Source organism: Ferrovibrio sp., from assembly GCF_017994015.1.
Taxonomy (GTDB): domain Bacteria; phylum Pseudomonadota; class Alphaproteobacteria; order Ferrovibrionales; family Ferrovibrionaceae; genus Ferrovibrio.
In genome coordinates this window covers 1-16073 of sequence record NZ_JAGOLP010000028.1, presented here as the reverse complement: position 1 = coordinate 16073, position 16073 = coordinate 1, and the positions used below count along the sequence as shown (strand labels likewise).

Annotated in this window: 12 protein-coding genes; 8 read left to right on the top strand and 4 right to left on the bottom strand. The window is 61.6% G+C overall.

From position 1 onward, the window contains the following. The first annotated feature begins 9 nt into the window (after positions 1-9). The 8 genes from KBB36_RS13610 to KBB36_RS13575 all read left to right on the top strand — a co-directional run bounded on the left by KBB36_RS13610 (position 10) and on the right by KBB36_RS13575 (position 9483). Positions 10-1365 (top strand): thioesterase family protein, encoded by a 1356-nt coding sequence (locus tag KBB36_RS13610; protein WP_290981746.1) that lies wholly within the window; start codon positions 10-12, stop codon positions 1363-1365. Positions 1366-1391: 26 nt separating this feature from the next. Then, positions 1392-2333, top strand: coding sequence for an AEC family transporter (locus KBB36_RS13605; RefSeq protein WP_290981743.1), 942 nt, complete (start codon positions 1392-1394; stop codon positions 2331-2333). Positions 2334-2495: 162 nt separating this feature from the next. Continuing rightward, positions 2496-3656 (top strand): TRAP transporter substrate-binding protein, encoded by a 1161-nt coding sequence (locus KBB36_RS13600; RefSeq protein WP_290981740.1) that lies wholly within the window; start codon positions 2496-2498, stop codon positions 3654-3656. Positions 3657-3754: 98 nt separating this feature from the next. After that, positions 3755-4366, top strand: coding sequence for a TRAP transporter small permease subunit (locus KBB36_RS13595; protein WP_290981736.1), 612 nt, complete (start codon positions 3755-3757; stop codon positions 4364-4366). Next, the gene (locus KBB36_RS13590; protein WP_290981733.1) at positions 4363-5853 is read left to right on the top strand and encodes a TRAP transporter large permease subunit; all 1491 of its coding nucleotides are present in this window, start codon (positions 4363-4365) and stop codon (positions 5851-5853) included. The genes KBB36_RS13595 and KBB36_RS13590 overlap by 4 nt, the downstream gene beginning before the upstream one ends. Positions 5854-5937: 84 nt before the next feature. Further along, positions 5938-7416: a DegQ family serine endoprotease gene (locus tag KBB36_RS13585; RefSeq protein ID WP_290981730.1), complete on the top strand. Its 1479-nt coding sequence runs from the start codon at positions 5938-5940 to the stop codon at positions 7414-7416. Positions 7417-7466: 50 nt separating this feature from the next. Continuing rightward, positions 7467-8147 carry a response regulator transcription factor gene (locus KBB36_RS13580; RefSeq protein WP_290981727.1) on the top strand — a complete coding sequence of 227 codons (681 nt, stop codon included), beginning with the start codon at positions 7467-7469 and terminating at the stop codon, positions 8145-8147. Further along, a complete protein-coding gene (locus KBB36_RS13575; protein ID WP_290981724.1) occupies positions 8140-9483 on the top strand; it encodes a HAMP domain-containing sensor histidine kinase in 1344 nt (447 codons plus the stop codon). The genes KBB36_RS13580 and KBB36_RS13575 overlap by 8 nt, the downstream gene beginning before the upstream one ends. 50 nt (positions 9484-9533) lie before the next feature. Here the strand turns inward: KBB36_RS13575 and KBB36_RS13570 are convergent, their stop codons facing one another. From KBB36_RS13570 to KBB36_RS13555, 4 genes are all read right to left on the bottom strand, one after another. Next, positions 9534-11657, bottom strand: a complete 2124-nt coding sequence (locus KBB36_RS13570; RefSeq protein ID WP_290981721.1) for a 3-hydroxyacyl-CoA dehydrogenase NAD-binding domain-containing protein — start codon at positions 11655-11657, stop codon at positions 9534-9536. Positions 11658-11667: 10 nt separating this feature from the next. Next, positions 11668-12876 (bottom strand): acetyl-CoA C-acetyltransferase, encoded by a 1209-nt coding sequence (locus tag KBB36_RS13565; RefSeq protein ID WP_290981718.1) that lies wholly within the window; start codon positions 12874-12876, stop codon positions 11668-11670. 129 nt (positions 12877-13005) lie between these two features. Then, positions 13006-14154 (bottom strand): acyl-CoA dehydrogenase family protein, encoded by a 1149-nt coding sequence (locus KBB36_RS13560; protein WP_290981715.1) that lies wholly within the window; start codon positions 14152-14154, stop codon positions 13006-13008. Positions 14155-14209: 55 nt separating this feature from the next. Beyond that, positions 14210-16003 (bottom strand): acyl-CoA dehydrogenase C-terminal domain-containing protein, encoded by a 1794-nt coding sequence (locus tag KBB36_RS13555; RefSeq protein ID WP_290981712.1) that lies wholly within the window; start codon positions 16001-16003, stop codon positions 14210-14212. Positions 16004-16073 lie beyond the last annotated feature (70 nt).

Here is a 16073-nt window from a genome sequence, read left to right as displayed (position 1 = left end):
GAGAATATCGTGCCAGCGTTTCGCGAAACCTATCGCGGCTCGGTCGCAGCCTGGGAATGCGACCAATACGGCCATTACAATGTGCAATTCTATGTTGGCCGCATCAGTGATGCCGCCGCCAGCCTGCTGCATGCCGGCGGCCTGGGCCGCATCGGGCTGGAACAGCGCCGGCTGGGCATCGTGGCGGTGAACCAGAATATCGACTATCTGCGTGAATTGCGCGCCGGCAGTGTGATCCGCATGGAAAGCGCGATCAAGGCGGTGGAGGGCCGCAAGCTGGTACTGCATCATCGGTTGTTCGATGCCGAAAGCGGCGAACTGGCCATGCGCGCCGATGTGCTGGGCCTGTGTTTTGATCTGGAGGCGCGGAAATCCGTGCCGCTGCCGGACGATCTGCGCCAAGGCTTTGCCGGCCTGCTGCTCAACGGTGAAGAAGCTCTGGTGCAGCAGGCTGTGCCCGAGGCCGAGCCGGGCTGGATGATGTCGCATCGCAGCCCGGTGAATGCCTGGGAATGCGATCGCATGGGCCATCTCAATGTGCAGTTTTATCTCGCCCGCGCTGCCGATGCTGATCGCCATGTTTTCACCGCCCTGGGGCTGGGGCCACGCGCCCTGGCAGCGCTTGGCCTGGCGCTGCGGCCACAGCGTTACCGTATCCAGTTCCGCCGCGAATTGCATAATGCCGCCATCACCGTGATGCGCAGTGCGATCCGCAGCGCCGATGCCGAGGGCGTCACCCTGCTGCATGAATTGCACGATTTTGAAACCGGTGTGCTCTCCGCCGTGGTGGAAGCGCGGCTGACGGTGGAAGAGCTGGCCAGCGGGCGTCAGGCGGCATTGCCGGCTGCGGCGCAGCGCCTGGCCGAGCCATGGGTTGCGGCCTTTCCCGGTGGTCCGCCCTTGCCGCCCGCCGGTTCGCCGCCGCCGCCGTTAAGCCTGCGCGATGGCATGTATGAAACCTGCCGGGGTGGCGTTGATCAATGGGAATGCGACGAGAATGGCCGTATGGCGACGCGCTTCTATATGGCGCGCTTTTCATCTGCGGCGATGAATGTGTTTGTGGCGGCGGATTTTGACACATCGCGTATGCGTGAGGCCGGGCTGGGTTCGGCGGCGCTGGATTATATCATCGACATCAAGCAGATGATGCGGGTTGGTCAGGCTTTCCACTGCCAGACCGGGGTGCTGGAACTGCGCGACAAGACCTGGCGCTTCGGCCATCTGCTGCTGGATAGCAATAGCGGCGAAACACTGGCCACCGCCGAAGTGGTGGCGGTGTTTTTTGATCTCAAGACGCGCAAGGCGATCACCATGCCGGAACCGGTGCGCGCCGGTTTCACCCGGCATCTGCTGCCGCCGGTCTGAGCCGCAGGCCGAGAGGGGACGAAGCCATGGAAACACTGCTGACGGTTTCGCTGCCATTCTTCGGCCTGATCTTCACCGGCTATGCCGCCGGGCATTTCCGCCTCATCACGGCCAGCGCCCATGTTGGCTTGAATGCCTTTGTGATCTGGTTTGCGCTGCCGATGATGCTGTTCATGAAGATGGCAGAAGCACCGGTGGTGGAAGCCTTTGATCCGCGCTTTGTCGCCGCCTATACCGGTGGCGGCCTGATCGCCTATGGCAGTGTGATGCTGCTCAGCCGCTTGCTGCTGCCACGCCTGACCTGGGGCGAGCGCGCGGTGCAGGGCATGGGCGCTGGTTTTGGCAATGTCGGCTATATGGGGCTGCCGATCCTGATTGCACTGTTCGGCGATGCCGCCGTGCTGCCGGCAGTGCTGGTGATCGTGTTTGACCATGTGATCCTGATCCCACTCACCACCGCGATCATCGAGGGGACGGGCGGGCGACACGCCTCGCTGCCGGCCATCTTCAAGCGTGTGCTGTTTGGCATGGCACGCAACCCACTGATTATTGCCACCTTCGCCGGTCTGCTCTGGGGCTTCACCGGCTGGAGCCTGCCGGCGCCGGTGGATGCCTTCGGCAGTCTGCTTGCCGCCGCCTCGGCGCCCTGCGCATTGTTTTCGCTCGGCCTCACCCTGGTGGGCCGGCCGCTTTCCGACGGATTGGAGGAGGTGACCCTCACCACCATCGGCAAGCTGGCGTTGCATCCGCTGGCGGTGTGGATGCTGGCAAGCCTGGTGCTCAAACTTGATCCGTTCCTCACTGCGGTGGCGGTTATTCAGGCTTCCATGCCCACTGCCGCCAATGTCTATATTTTAGCCAGCACGCAGAATACCTATGTCGAGCGCAGTTCCAGCACCATCCTGGTGACCACGGTGATTGCAACGATAACGGTTTCCGCCTTCATGGTGCTATTCACGGCTTATTGATCCTGTTCGCATCTGCGAAGGCAGGAATTTATTGAGCAGGCGAACATTTACGCTTGCCAGTCTCCCGGTGCGTCCGTAATCATTCCTGCACTCAAGTATTCGCTTCGAGTCAACAATAATAAGAATCCGGTTGCCAGGGCAGCCGGCGCAACGGAGGAAACAATGAGCGAGCATAACAGCTCGGCCGCCAAAGGCGCGGTCGTGTCGAAAAAGAGCAGTCGTCGTGGCTTTCTTGGCGGCGCAGGCCTGGCAGCCGGTGCTGCTGTGGCCACGGTGGCGATGCCCAATGTCAGCCGCGCCCAGACCGTGACACTGAAATACCAGAGCACCTGGCCGACCAAAGACATCTTCCATGAGATGGCGGCGGATTTCGCCACCCGGGTCAACGAGATGTCAGGCGGCCGGCTGAAGCTGGATGTGCTGGCTGCCGGTTCGGTTGTGCCGGCATTTGGCATGCAGGATGCCGTGCATAGCGGTGTGCTGGATGCCGGCCATGGCGTGACCGCCTATTGGTATGGCAAGCACAAGGCCTTCTCGCTGTTTGGCACCGTGCCGCCTTTTGGCTGGGATGCCAATGGCGTGCTGGCCTGGATGGCCTATGGTGGCGGCAACAAGCTCTATAACGAACTGGTCAACGACATCCTCAAGCTCAACATCGTCGGCTTTGTTTCCGGCCCGATGCCGTGCCAGCCGCTCGGCTGGTTCAAGAAGGAAGTCAAAACCGCCGACGATCTCAAGAATCTGAAATACCGCACTGTTGGCCTCTCGGCCGATGTGTTCAAGGAAATGGGTGCGGCGGTCACCATCGTTGCCGGTGGCGAAATCGTGCCGGCGATGGATCGTGGCCTGCTGGACGCGGCGGAATTCAACAACCCGTCTTCCGACCGGCTGCTTGGCTTCCCTGATGTGTCGAAGGTGTTCATGCTGCAAAGTTGGCACCAGGCAGCGGAATGCTTCGAGATCATCTTCAACAAGACCAAGTTTGACAGCCTCTCCACCGAGCAGAAGGCGATCCTGAAATACTCCGCCGAGGCGGCATCGTCGGATATGTCTTGGAAGGCCCTGGACCGCTATTCCCGCGATTTGCAGGAATTGCAGACCAAGGACAAGGTTAAGGTCTACACCACGCCGCGCGCGGTGCAGCAGGCCCAGCTCAATGCCTGGGATACCGTGTTGAAGGCGCAGCGGGCCGAGCCGTTCTTCGAGAAGGTGATCAAGTCGCAGCTTGATTGGGTGCGCCGCACGGTGCGGTATGAATTGCTCAACACGCCGAGCAAGCAGATGGCCTACAACCACTTCTTCGCCGCCAAGAAGAAGGGTTAAGGCAAAGCGTATCGGGACGGGAACCGCTGGGGACTGGCGGTTCCCGTTCTGCTGCCGGGGGGACGGCATATAACAAAAGCGTAAAACAGGGAGCGCGTATGGACAGGCAGAGTTTTGATGGCCGGCTGGTATTCTGGATCGACAGCCTGAATACCTGGGTCGGTAAATTCTTCGGCTGGAGCATCGTGTTTCTAACCCTTGCCACCAGCTACGAAGTGTTCTCCCGCTATGTGCTCAAGGCACCCACCGATTGGGCCTTTGACGCGGCCTATATCCTATATGGTATCCTGTTCATGATGGCTGGTGCCTATGCCCTGGCGCGCAACGGCCATGTGCGGGGCGACTGGCTCTATCGTAGCTGGCAGCCACGTATTCAGGCGCGCTGGGATCTGCTGCTGTATTTCCTGTTTTTCTTTCCCGGCATCATCACGCTGATTTATTCCGGCTGGGATTATGCGGCGCAATCCTGGGTGATGAAGGAACGCAGCCTGTTCACGCCAAACGGCCCGCCGATCTATCATTTCAAAACCATCATCCCGATCACCGGTGTGCTGCTGCTGCTGCAAGGCGTGGCTGAAGTTCTGCGCTGCCTGTATTGCATCCGCAATAATGCCTGGCCGCCGCGCCTCGGCGATGTGGAGGAATTGGAGCAGGTGTTGCAGAAGCAGTATGGCGCTGCCGAGGCCGAAAGCGTGGAGGCCGGCCGATGACTGACCCGCAGGTTGGCATTCTGATGCTGGTGGCGTTTCTGTTCGCCATCGCGCTTGGTTTTCCCATCGCCTTCACTCTTATGGCGATGGGTGTCGGCTTTGGCTATTACGCCATGGGCGATCATATCTTCCAGCTTTTTGTACAGCGCACATTCAGCGTGATGTCGAATGACGTGCTGATCTCGGTGCCGCTTTTCCTGTTCATGGGCTATATCGTCGAGCGTGCCAATATCCTCGACCGATTATTCCTCAGTATCGAACTGGCGGCCAAGAATGTGCCGGGCTCGCTGGCCGTGGCAACCTTGCTGACCTGCGCCATGTTTGCCACTGCCACCGGCATCGTTGGCGCCGTGGTGACGCTGATGAGCCTGCTGGCTTTGCCCTCGATGCTGCGCGCCGGCTATGATCCGAAGCTGGCCACTGGCGTGGTCTGTGCCGGCGGCTGCCTCGGCATCCTGATTCCGCCCAGCGTGTTGCTGATCCTCTATGGCGCCACGGCCGGCGTGTCGGTGGTCAAGCTCTATGCCGGCGCCTTTTTTCCCGGCCTGATGCTGGCAGGTTTTTATGTGGCGTATGTGGTGGGCCGCGCCATCATCAATCCGCAGATTGCGCCCAAGCCGCCGAAGGAAATCCTCGACGTGCCGTTTGCCCAGGTTTTATGGGCTTTGGCCACTTCCTTCCTGCCGCTGGCCTTGCTGATCGTTTCCGTTCTGGGGTCGATTCTCGCCGGCCTCGCCACGCCGACCGAGGCGGCGGCGGTAGGTGCTGCCGGCGCGGTGGTGCTGGCGGTGGCCTATCGCAGTTTCAGTTGGGCCAAGCTCAGTGAGTCGGTGTATCTCACTGCGCGTTCGGCGGCGATGGTGTGCTGGCTGTTTGTCGGCTCGGCCACTTTCTCGGCAGTGTTTGCCTATCTCAACGGCCATGAAGTGGTGCGCCAGCTGATCGACTATCTCGATCTTTCCGGCACACAATTCATGCTTCTGGCCCAATTCCTGATCTTCCTGCTCGGCTGGCCGCTGGAATGGACTGAGATCATTATCATCTTCGTGCCGATCTTCCTGCCGCTGTTGCAACATTATGGCGTTGACCCGCTTTTCTTCGGCATCATGGTGGCGCTCAACCTGCAAACCTCGTTCCTCACCCCGCCAGTGGCGATGGCGGCTTTCTACTGCAAGGGTGTGGCACCTAAACACATCACCATCACCCAGATTTTCCAGGGTATCTATCCGTTTGTCGGCATCGTGCTGTTGTCGATGGCGCTGCTCTACTGGTTCCCGGAAATCGCGCTGTGGCTGCCCGATCAGCTTTATGGCGGCGGCGGCGGTGCCAGTGAGAATGTGATTCCTGTGGATGGCCTGCCGGCCGGATTTGACAGCGAACCGGCGACCAACCTGCAAGTGCCGGAACAGGACAATACCGGCACTGACGGCTTTTCCAGCGAGGAAGAGGAGAATGGCGAGGTGCCATTGCCGGATGAGGAAGATTAAAAAGATTTAATCCGGCGTTCAGGCTGGCTGAAGCGGTGGCTTCCTATTCTGCGGGCAACCCAACCTGCAAACAGGAGCAGAGCCATGACCTTCAAACGCAGCCTTGCCGCCATGTTACTGGCGAGTACGATTCTATCGGCCGGCGGCGGCTATCTGGCCGCCCGGGCCTTTGCCGCCAATACCGCCCCGCTCAATGCCCCGGCCGTGCTGGCACCCCAGGCGCAAGCTTTGACCGCCCGCCCGGGCTTTGCCGATCTGGTGGAGAAAGTGAAGCCGGCTGTGGTGAATATTGCCACCACCGAAAAGCCGCAGGCCCGGCCACGTGGCCCCAATGCCCAGCCCGGCAGCCTGGAGGAATTTTTCCGCCAGTTCATGGAGCAGCAGCAGGGCCAGGGGCGCGGCCGCAGCCCGCAGCATGCGCTGGGTTCGGGCTTCATCATTGATCCGGCGGGCTATATCGTCACCAACAACCATGTGGTGGATGGCGCCGCCAAGATTGTGGTGACGCTGGAAGATGGCAGTGAACATCCTGCCATTGTGCAGGGCCGCGATCCCAAGACAGACCTAGCATTGCTCAAGATCGAGGCCGGCAAGCCGTTGCCCTATGTTGCCTTTGGTGATTCCGACAAGGCGCGCATCGGTGATGCGGTGGTGGCGGTGGGCAACCCCTTTGGGCTTGGCGGCAGTGTCAGCGCAGGGATCCTTTCGGCGCGCGGGCGTAATCTCAATAACGGCCCGTATGACAGCTTTTTGCAGATCGACGCGCCGATCAATCCGGGCAATTCCGGTGGCCCGATCTTTGATGCCGAGGGCCGCGTGATCGGTATTGCCACCGCGATCTATTCGCCCAATGGCGGCAGCATCGGTATCGGTTTTGGCGTGCCGGCGAACCTGGCCGCCAGCGTGACCGAGCAGTTGAAGGCCAGCGGCAAGGTGGAGCGTGGCTGGCTCGGCGTCAGCTTGCAGCCATTGACCGAGCCGTTGGCCAAGGCGATGGGCCGGCCCAATACCGAAGGCGTGTTGGTGAACAGTGTGTTGCCGGATGGCCCGGCGGCCGAGAGCGGCTTGCACCAGGGTGATGTGATTACGGCGCTGAATGGTCGACCGCTGCGCGATGGCCGCGATCTGGCGACCCAGATAGCCGGGCTCAAGGCCGGCGATACCGCCAAGCTGACCTATTGGCGCGACGGCAAGGAGAAGGTGCTGGCCGTCACTATCGGCAGCCAGCCCGCCGAGCAGAATGCGGCCTTGAACCAGGATGAAGCTGGCGAGGCACAGGTTGGCCTGGCACTGGCGCCGCTTGATCCGGCCGCGCGCGGCCAGCTTGGCCTGGAGCGTGATGCACGCGGCGCAGTGGTGGCCGACGTGGCGCCAAGCAGCAAGGCCGATGAAAGCGGCGTTCAGCGCGGCGATGTGATCGTGGGTGTGGCCGGCAAGCCGGTGGCGAATCCCGGCGAAGCGGTGGCGGCGATCCGCCAGGCCCAGCATGAAAAGCGCGAGGCGGTGGCCTTGCTGGTCATGCGCGGCGGCACCACCTATTATATTGCCCTGCAACTTGCTTGAACGCCTGTCGGGGCGGCGTAAGCCGCCCCGACCGCAATTCCGTATTGGCCATGAAATTCCTGCTCGTTGAAGATAATCCACAGGTGGCGCAGTTTGTCCGCAAGGGTCTGGGCGAGGCGGGCCATGTGGTGGACCATGCCGATAATGGCCGCGACGGCCTGTTTCTGGCCAGCAGCGAAGCCTATGACGCCATCATCCTTGATCGTATGCTGCCCGGCGGCATTGACGGCCTGGGCATCATCGAAGCCCTCCGCCGCACCGGCAATGCCACGCCGATCCTGATCCTGAGCGCGCTATCGGATGTGGATGAACGTATTCGTGGCCTCAAGGCCGGCGGCGACGATTACCTGACCAAGCCCTTTGCCTATGGCGAACTGGAAGCGCGCCTGCTGGCTTTGACCCGGCGGCATCAGTCAAGCGGCCAGGAAACCAGTCTGCAAGTGGCCGATCTGACGCTCGACCTGCTTGGCCGCAAGGCCAGCCGCGCCGGCAAGCCGATCCAGCTCAAGCCGCGCGAATATAAGCTGCTGGAATATCTGATGCGACATGCCGGCCAAGTGGTGACCCGCACCATGCTGCTGGAGACGGTGTGGGATTATCATTTTGATCCGCAGACCAATGTGATCGACGTGCATATCAGCAATCTGCGCCAGAAGATCGATGCCGGCTTTGAGCGGCCATTGCTGCATACCGTGCGCGGCGCTGGTTATCGCCTGGGTCCCGATGCTTGAACTCTGGCGCTCCACCTCGCTGCGGCTGGCACTGCTATTCGCCGCGTTGTTTGTGCTGGCAAATCTGCTGCTGGCCGGCCTGATCTGGTGGAACACCACTGGCTATCTCGATCGCGAGACCGATGCAGTGATTGCCGCCGATACCCGCGCCATCGGCGACCGGCTGCGCGATTTTGGCCTGGCCGGGGCGGTGCAGATGATCGAGGAGCGCAGCGCTGCCGCACCCAATGCCGACCGCCGTGCCATCTACCTGCTGGCCGATCCGCGCCTGCGCCCGCTGGCCGGCAATGTGGCGGCTTGGCCGTTGCGTATCGGTGCCGCGCCGGGCTGGTATGAGATCGAACTGGTGCAGCACGACAAGCTGCATGCCACCCGCCTGCTGCATGTGGTGTTGCCGGGAAATTTCCAGTTGCTGGTGGGGCGTGATGTGCAGGACCGGGCGCAAATCCGCAATCTGGTGCTGCGCAGCCTGCTCTGGGCCGGGTTGCTGGTGCTGCTGCTGGCTTTGCTCGGCGGCTGGCTGATCCGCCGCGCCTTGCTGCATCGGGTGGAGGGTATCAACCGCACGGCTACGGCAATCCGCCAGGGCGATTTGAGCCAGCGCCTGCCGCAAAGCCGTGGCGGCGATGAATTTGATCAGCTTGAAGTGACCATCAACCACATGCTGGATCAGATTGAGCAGTTGGTGGATGGTGTGCGCCATGTTTCCAACAGCATCGCGCATGATCTGCGCACGCCGCTGGCTGAAACCCGCTTCCGGCTTGAGGGCTTGCTGCACGACCTGCCGGACAGTGTTGCGCAGGAGCAGATCGCCGCTGCCATCGCCGATATCGACCGGCTGATTGGCGTGTTCAATGCGCTGCTGCGGCTGGCTGAACTGGATTCCGGCCTGCGCCGCGCCGGCTTTGCCGAACTTGATCTGACCGCATTGGTGGAGGAGGCGGCAGAGCTTTATGCGCCGAGTGCGGAGGCCAAGGGTATCCAACTGCATTGTGATGCGCCGCCCGGCCTGCGGCTGACCGGTGATCGTCAGCTGTTGGCCCAGGCCATCGGCAACCTGCTCGACAATGCAATCAAATACACCCCGCCCGGTGGCCGTATCCTGCTGCTGGCGCGGCCGGATGGGGTTACTGTGGCGGATAACGGCCCAGGTATGAATGTGGCAGAGCGCGAGCGTGCCGCCGAGCGCTTCTATCGCGGCGATACGGCGCGCTCAACCGCCGGCTTTGGCCTGGGCCTCAGCCTAGTGCAAGCCATCGCCCGGCTGCATGGCGGTGTGTTGCGGCTGGAAGATAATGCGCCCGGCCTGCGCGCTTCGCTGGAATTTCAGGCATGAAAAAAGCCCCGGGCTTGCGCCCGGGGCTTCTTCATTTTCTGGGGTCAGGATCAGGCGTAGAAGCGCTTGCCCTGTTCAGCCATGTCGCGCAGCAGCTTGGGTGGGGTGAAGCGGGTGCCGAATTTCTGCGCCAGCTTGTCGCATTCGGCAACAAAAGGCTTCACGCCAACCGTGTCGATATTGCTCACCGTGCCGCCGCGGAAGGGCGGGAAGCCCCAGCCCATGATCGAGCCGACATCGGCATCGCGCACATCCACCACGACATTTTCTTCCAGGCAGCGTGCGGTCTCGACCGACTGGATGAAAACCAGCCGCTTGATCACATCCTGCACATCGGGCTGCTCGGCGGCTTGCGGAAACTGTTCGGCCAGGCCGGCCCAGAGCCGCTTCTTGCCGTCGCTTGGGTAGTCATAAAAGCCCTTGCCGGCTTTCTTGCCCAGGCGGCCGAGTTTTTCCACCATCAGCGTCAGCACCGGTTCCGAGCCATCGGCCTTGTAGGCATCGCCCAGATCCTTCTTGGTCTGCTGCCGCACACGATGCATCAGTTCCAGCGACACTTCGTCGGCCAATGCCAGCGGCCCCACCGGCATGCCGGCCATCTTGCCGGCATTCTCGATCAGCGCGGGGTTGACGCCCTCGGCCAGCAGGGTGAGGCCTTCATTGACATAGGTGGCGAAGACGCGGCTGGTGTAGAAGCCACGGCTGTCGTTGACCACGATCGGGGTCTTGCGGATCTTCTTCACAAAATCCATGGCGCGGGCCAGGGTTTCGTCCGAAGTCTGCTTGCCACGGATGATCTCCACCAGCGGCATCTTGTCTACCGGCGAGAAGAAATGCAGGCCGATGAAATTGGCCGGCCGGGCGCTGGCTTCGGCCAGGCCGGTGATCGGCAAGGTGGACGTATTGGAAGCGAAAATGGCGTTTTCAGCCAGTTGCGCTTCGGCCTTTTTGGTCACATCGGCCTTGATGCTGCGATCCTCAAACACCGCCTCGATCACCATCTCGCAGCCTTGCAGCAGGGCATAGTCGGTGGTGGCCGTGATCAGCGCCAGTTGCGCATCGCGCAGCTCCGGCTTCAGCTTCTTGGCGGCCACGCGCTTGTCCAGCAGGCCGGCGCTGTAGCTCTTGCCCTTGTCGGCGGCGGCCTGGCTGCTATCCAGCAGCACAACCTGCAAGCCAGCAGCAGAGGCGGCAAAAGCGATGCCCGCCCCCATCATGCCGGCGCCGAGGATGCCGATCTTGCTGTAGCTCTGGGTTGGCACGCCCTTGGGCCGGTTGGCCAGCTTGTTGGCCTCGCCCACTGAAACGAACAGGCTGCGGATCATATTGCGCGCCGCATCCGAACGGGCGCAGGCGATGAAATAGCGGCTCTCGATACGCAAGGCGGTGTCGATATCCACCAGGCTGCCTTCATAGACGCAGGACATGATGTGCTGCGCCGCCGGATAATTACCCTGGGTCTTGGCGCGCAGCATGGCATTGCCGGCGGTGAAGGTTTGCGCACCGGCCGGGGTCATCGCCGCGTCCTTCATGCGATAACCCTTCTGGTCCCATGGCTTGGCGCAATTGGCGGCGCCATCGGCCAGAATCCAGGCCTTGGCCCGGCTCAGCAGCTCGGCCGCTGGCACCACTTCATCCAGGATGCCCATGCCCAGCGCGGTTTTCACATCCACCTTGCGGCCTTCCAGCAGCATCGGTAATGCGTTGCGCACGCCAATCAGGCGCGGCAGGCGCTGCGTGCCGCCGGCGCCCGGCAGCAGGCCGATGGTCACTTCCGGCAGGCCGATCAGCGCCTTGGGATTGTCGGCGGCGATGCGGCGATGGCAGGCTAGGCAGATTTCCAGGCCGCCGCCCAAGGCCGTGCCGGGGATGGCGGCCACAAACGGCTTGCCGGCCTTCTCGATGTCGCGGAACAGCTTCTGCAGGTTCATCGAGAAGCCGAACATGGTTTCCGGTTCAACATCCTTGAACAGGTTGATCAGGTCGGCGCCGGCAACAAAATCGGGCTTGGCCGAGGCAACGATCACGCCCTTCACCGCCTTGTCGGCGATGGCCTTGGTCACCGCTTCTTTGAAGGCAGCGATCGAGCCGTCATTCAGCACGTTCATCGACCGGTCGGTCATGTTCCAGGTGATAGTGGCGACGCCGTCGCCATCGACAGTGTAATCGATCATGATGCTTGCCTCAGACCCGTTCGATGATGGTGGCGGTGCCCATTCCGGCGCCAACGCAAAGCGTGATCAGCGCGGTGCTCTTGCCGGTGCGCTCCAGCTCATCCAGCACGGTGCCCAGGATCATGGCGCCGGTGGCGCCGAGCGGATGGCCCATGGCGATGGCGCCGCCATTCACGTTGATCTTGTCATGCGGGATATTCAGCACCTGCATGAAACGCAGCACCACTGAGGCAAAAGCCTCGTTCAGTTCATAGAGGTCGATATCGGCAGCCGTCATGCCGGCCCGCTTCAGCGCCTTTTCGGCGGCAAAGGACGGCCCGGTCAACATGATGGTGGGTTCCGAACCGATGGAGGCAAAGCTGCGGATGCGGGCGCGCGGCTTCAGGCCGGCTTTCTTGCCGGCTTCCTCATTGCCGATCAGCACGGCGGCGGCACCATCCACGATGCCGGATGAATTGCCGGCATGGTGCACATGTTCGATGCGCTCCACTTCCGGATAACGCTGCAAGGCCACGCTGTTGAAGCCGAATTGCTCGCCCGGCACGGTGAAGGCCGGGTCAAGCTGCGCCAGGGTCTGCATCGTGGTTTCCGGGCGCATATGCTCGTCATGGCCCAGGATGGTGAGGCCATTGATATCCTTCACCGGCACGATGGATTTTTTGAAGCGGCCTTCATCCCAGGCGCGTTTGGCGCGGTTCTGGCTTTCCACTGCATAGGCATCCACATCGGCGCGGCTCATGCCGTATTTGGTGGCGATCAGATCGGCCGAGATGCCTTGCGGGATGAAATAAGTCGGGATCGCCACCGCCGGATCAAGCGCCCAGGCGCCGCCCGACATGCCCATCGGCACGCGGCTCATGCTTTCCACGCCGCCGCCAATCGCCATCTGGCTCTGGCCGCTCATCACCTGCGCCGCCGCCATGTTGCAGGCTTCCAGGCCCGAGGCGCAGAAGCGGTTGATCTGCACGCCGGCCACGCTTTCGGCATAGCCCGACTGGATCACCGCCACGCGGGCGATATCGGCGCCTTGTTCGCCCACCGGCTCGACGCAGCCCAGCACCACATCATCCACCAGGCTGGTATCCAGCTCGTTGCGATCACGCATGGCTTCCAGCACCGTGGTGGCCAGGCGCATCGGGGTCACTTCATGCAGGCTGCCGCTGGCGCGGCCCTTGCCGCGCGGCGTGCGCACGGTGTCGTAGACGAAGGCTTCGGTCATGTTTCTCTCCCGGGATCGAATTGGCTACCGAATTTAACTGAGCGATTAAAACCTAACAAACGTTTGGCGGCAAGGCGGAACGCGCTCAATGGAGGGGCGAACTGCCTTGCCGTAACGGAAGTGAACCGATCACAGCGTACGGCTGATCAGTTCCTTCATGATCTCGTTGGTGCCGCCATAAATGCGCTGCACACGGGCATCGGCATAGGCGCGGGCAATCGGGTATTCCCACATGAAGCCATAGCCGCCATGCAATTGCAGGCATTTGTCGATCAGCTTGTTTTGCAGGTCGCTGCACCAGTATTTCGCCATTGCGGCGGTGGCCACATCCAGCTTGTTCTGTGCCACCAGCTCAATGCATTTATCAACAAAGACGCGCGCCACCTGGGTCTCGGTTTTCACCTCGGCCAGTTCAAAGCGGGTATTCTGGAAATCCAGGATGGATTTGCCGAAAGCCTTGCGGTTCCGGGTGTAATCGACGGTCCATTTCAGCACCGCTTCGCAGCCGGCCACCGACATGATGGCGATTTGCAGGCGCTCCCAGGCCAGTTCCTGCATCAGCATGTAGAAACCCTGGCCTTCGCCGCCCAGCATGTTTTCCGGCGGCACATGCACGTCGTTGAAAAACAGCTCCGAGGTATCCTGGGCGCGCAGGCCGAGCTTTTCCAGGTTGCGGCCCTTGGTGAAGCCCTCGCGGCCGGCTTCCACCAGGAACAGCGACATGCCCTTGGCGCCTTCCTTCGGATTGGTCTTGGTCACCACGATCACCAGATCGGCATTCTGGCCGTTGGTGATGAAGGTCTTCTGGCCGTTGATGACAAATTCATTGCCCTGGCGCACCGCAGTGGTGCGCACGCCCTGCAAATCCGAGCCGGTGCCGGGTTCGGTCATGGCGATGGCGCCGATCACTTCGCCGGTGGCCATCTTGGGCAGCCACTTCTTCTTCTGCTCCTCGGTGCCGTAATTCAGGATATACGGCGCCACGATATCGGAATGCAGCGAAAAGCCCGGGCCGGTGGCGCCGATATACCCCTGTTCTTCCATCAGGATGGTGGAATAGAGCCGGTCGGCGCCAACGCCGCCATATTCCTCCGGCATGGTGGGGCAGAGGAAACCGGCCTCACCAGCCTTGAGCCAGGCTGAACGCGGCACGATGCCGTCCTCTTCCCATTTGGCATGGTGCGGGGCGATTTCGCGCTCAAAGAAGCGCCGCGCCGATTCGCGGAACTGGTTATGCTCGTCGCTGAAAATTGTGCGCGGAATGGCAAATTCAGTCATTTTTTATTTCCCTGCTCCCTAGACTCGGGCCTCAACCCTAGTCGCCTAACGTATGTTAGAAATTAGCCGCCTCCAATGCCATAGTCGAGCCTGCGCCGGCCTGAATTTTTGCCAGTTGTGCCGCCGTGTCGGGCAATATGCGGTCCATGAAGAATTTGCCGGTGGCCAGCTTGTTCTCCATGAAGCTCTTGTCGCCGTCATTCGCCGCCAGCTTTTCATGCGCGGTCTGCGCCATGCGGCACCACATCAGGCCGATGGCGACCAGGCCGAACATGCAGAGGTAATCCCAGGAAGCGGCGCCGGCCTCGTCGGGATTCTTCATGCCCTTTTCGCTGATGAAACCGGTGGCGGTCTGCAAGCGGGCAAAGGATTTCGCCAGCGGCAGCACATAATCCTTGCCGATCTTCGGGTCGGCCATATTGGCCTGCACAAAGCTGTCCACCTGATGGAAAAAGCGGCGGGCCAGCCGGCCGATGCCGGTTGGCAGCTTGCGGCCCACCAGATCCAGCGCCTGGATGCCGTTGGCGCCTTCATAGATCATGGCGATGCGGGCATCGCGCACAAACTGCTCCATGCCCCATTCGGCGATATAGCCATGGCCGCCATAAACCTGCTGCGCCATGGTGCAGCTCTGATAGCCATATTCGGTCAGATAGGCTTTCACCATCGGGGTGAGGAAGGCCACCAGATCGTCGGAAGCCTGGCGCTGTTCCGGATCGGGATGTTTGCCGGCAAAGTCGATTTCCAGGCCGGTCCACAAGGCCAGGGCGCGGGCGCCCTCGGTGAAGGCCTTGATGCTCATCAGCATGCGCCGGATATCCGGATGCACGATCAGCGGATCGGCCGGCTTGTCGGGCGCCTTGGTGCCGGTGATCGAGCGGCCTTGCAGGCGGTCATTGGCATAGGTGACGGCATTCTGGTAGGCCACTTCGGCCTGGGCCAGGCCCTGCACGCCAACGCCGAGGCGGGCGGCGTTCATCATCACGAACATCGCCTGCATGCCCTTGTGCTTCTCGCCGACCAGCCAGCCCTTGGCCTGATCGTAATTCAGCACGCAGGTGGAATTGCCGTGGATACCCATCTTGTGCTCGATGGAGCCAACCGCCACGCCGTTGCGCTGGCCGAGGGAGCCATCGGCATTGACCAGGAATTTCGGCACCACAAACAGGCTGACGCCCTTGATGCCTTCCGGGCCGCCGGGAATCTTGGCCAGCACCAGATGGATGATGTTTTGCGACATATCATGTTCGCCGGCCGAGATGAAAATCTTGGTGCCGGAGATCAGATAGCTGCCATCGCCCTGCGGCTCGGCCTTGGTGCGCATCAGACCCAGATCGGTGCCACAATGCGGCTCGGTCAGGTTCATGGTGCCGGTCCATTCGCCGCTCAGCATCTTGGGCAGATAGGTGCGCTTCTGCTCCTCGGTGCCATAACGATGCAGTGCCTCATAGGCGCCATGGGTCAGGCCGGGATACATGGCAAAGGCCATGTTGGCGGCCGATTGCATCTCGGCCATGGCAAAACCCATCACATGCGGCAGGCCCTGGCCGCCATATTCCGGATCGCCGGTCAGCGCGCCCCAGCCGGCTTCACAATATTGCTGATAGGCTTCCTTGAAGCCGGTCGGCGTGTAGACCACGCCATTTTCCAGCCGGCAGCCCTCGCGGTCGCCCACCTGGTTGAGCGGCTGCAACACCTCGCTCATGAATTTGCCGCCTTCCTCCAGGATGGCGTCGATGGTGTCGCGGCTGGCTTCCTCGAAGCCGGGCATGGACTGGTAGCTTTCCAGCTTCAGCACATCATGCAGAACAAACTGGAAGTCCTTAACCGGAGCGGTATAGGTCGGCATGGCTGTCTCTCCTCAGCTTCGCTCGATCAATTGCGGAGCGGCTTGCCCTTGGTCAGCATGTGTTCGATAC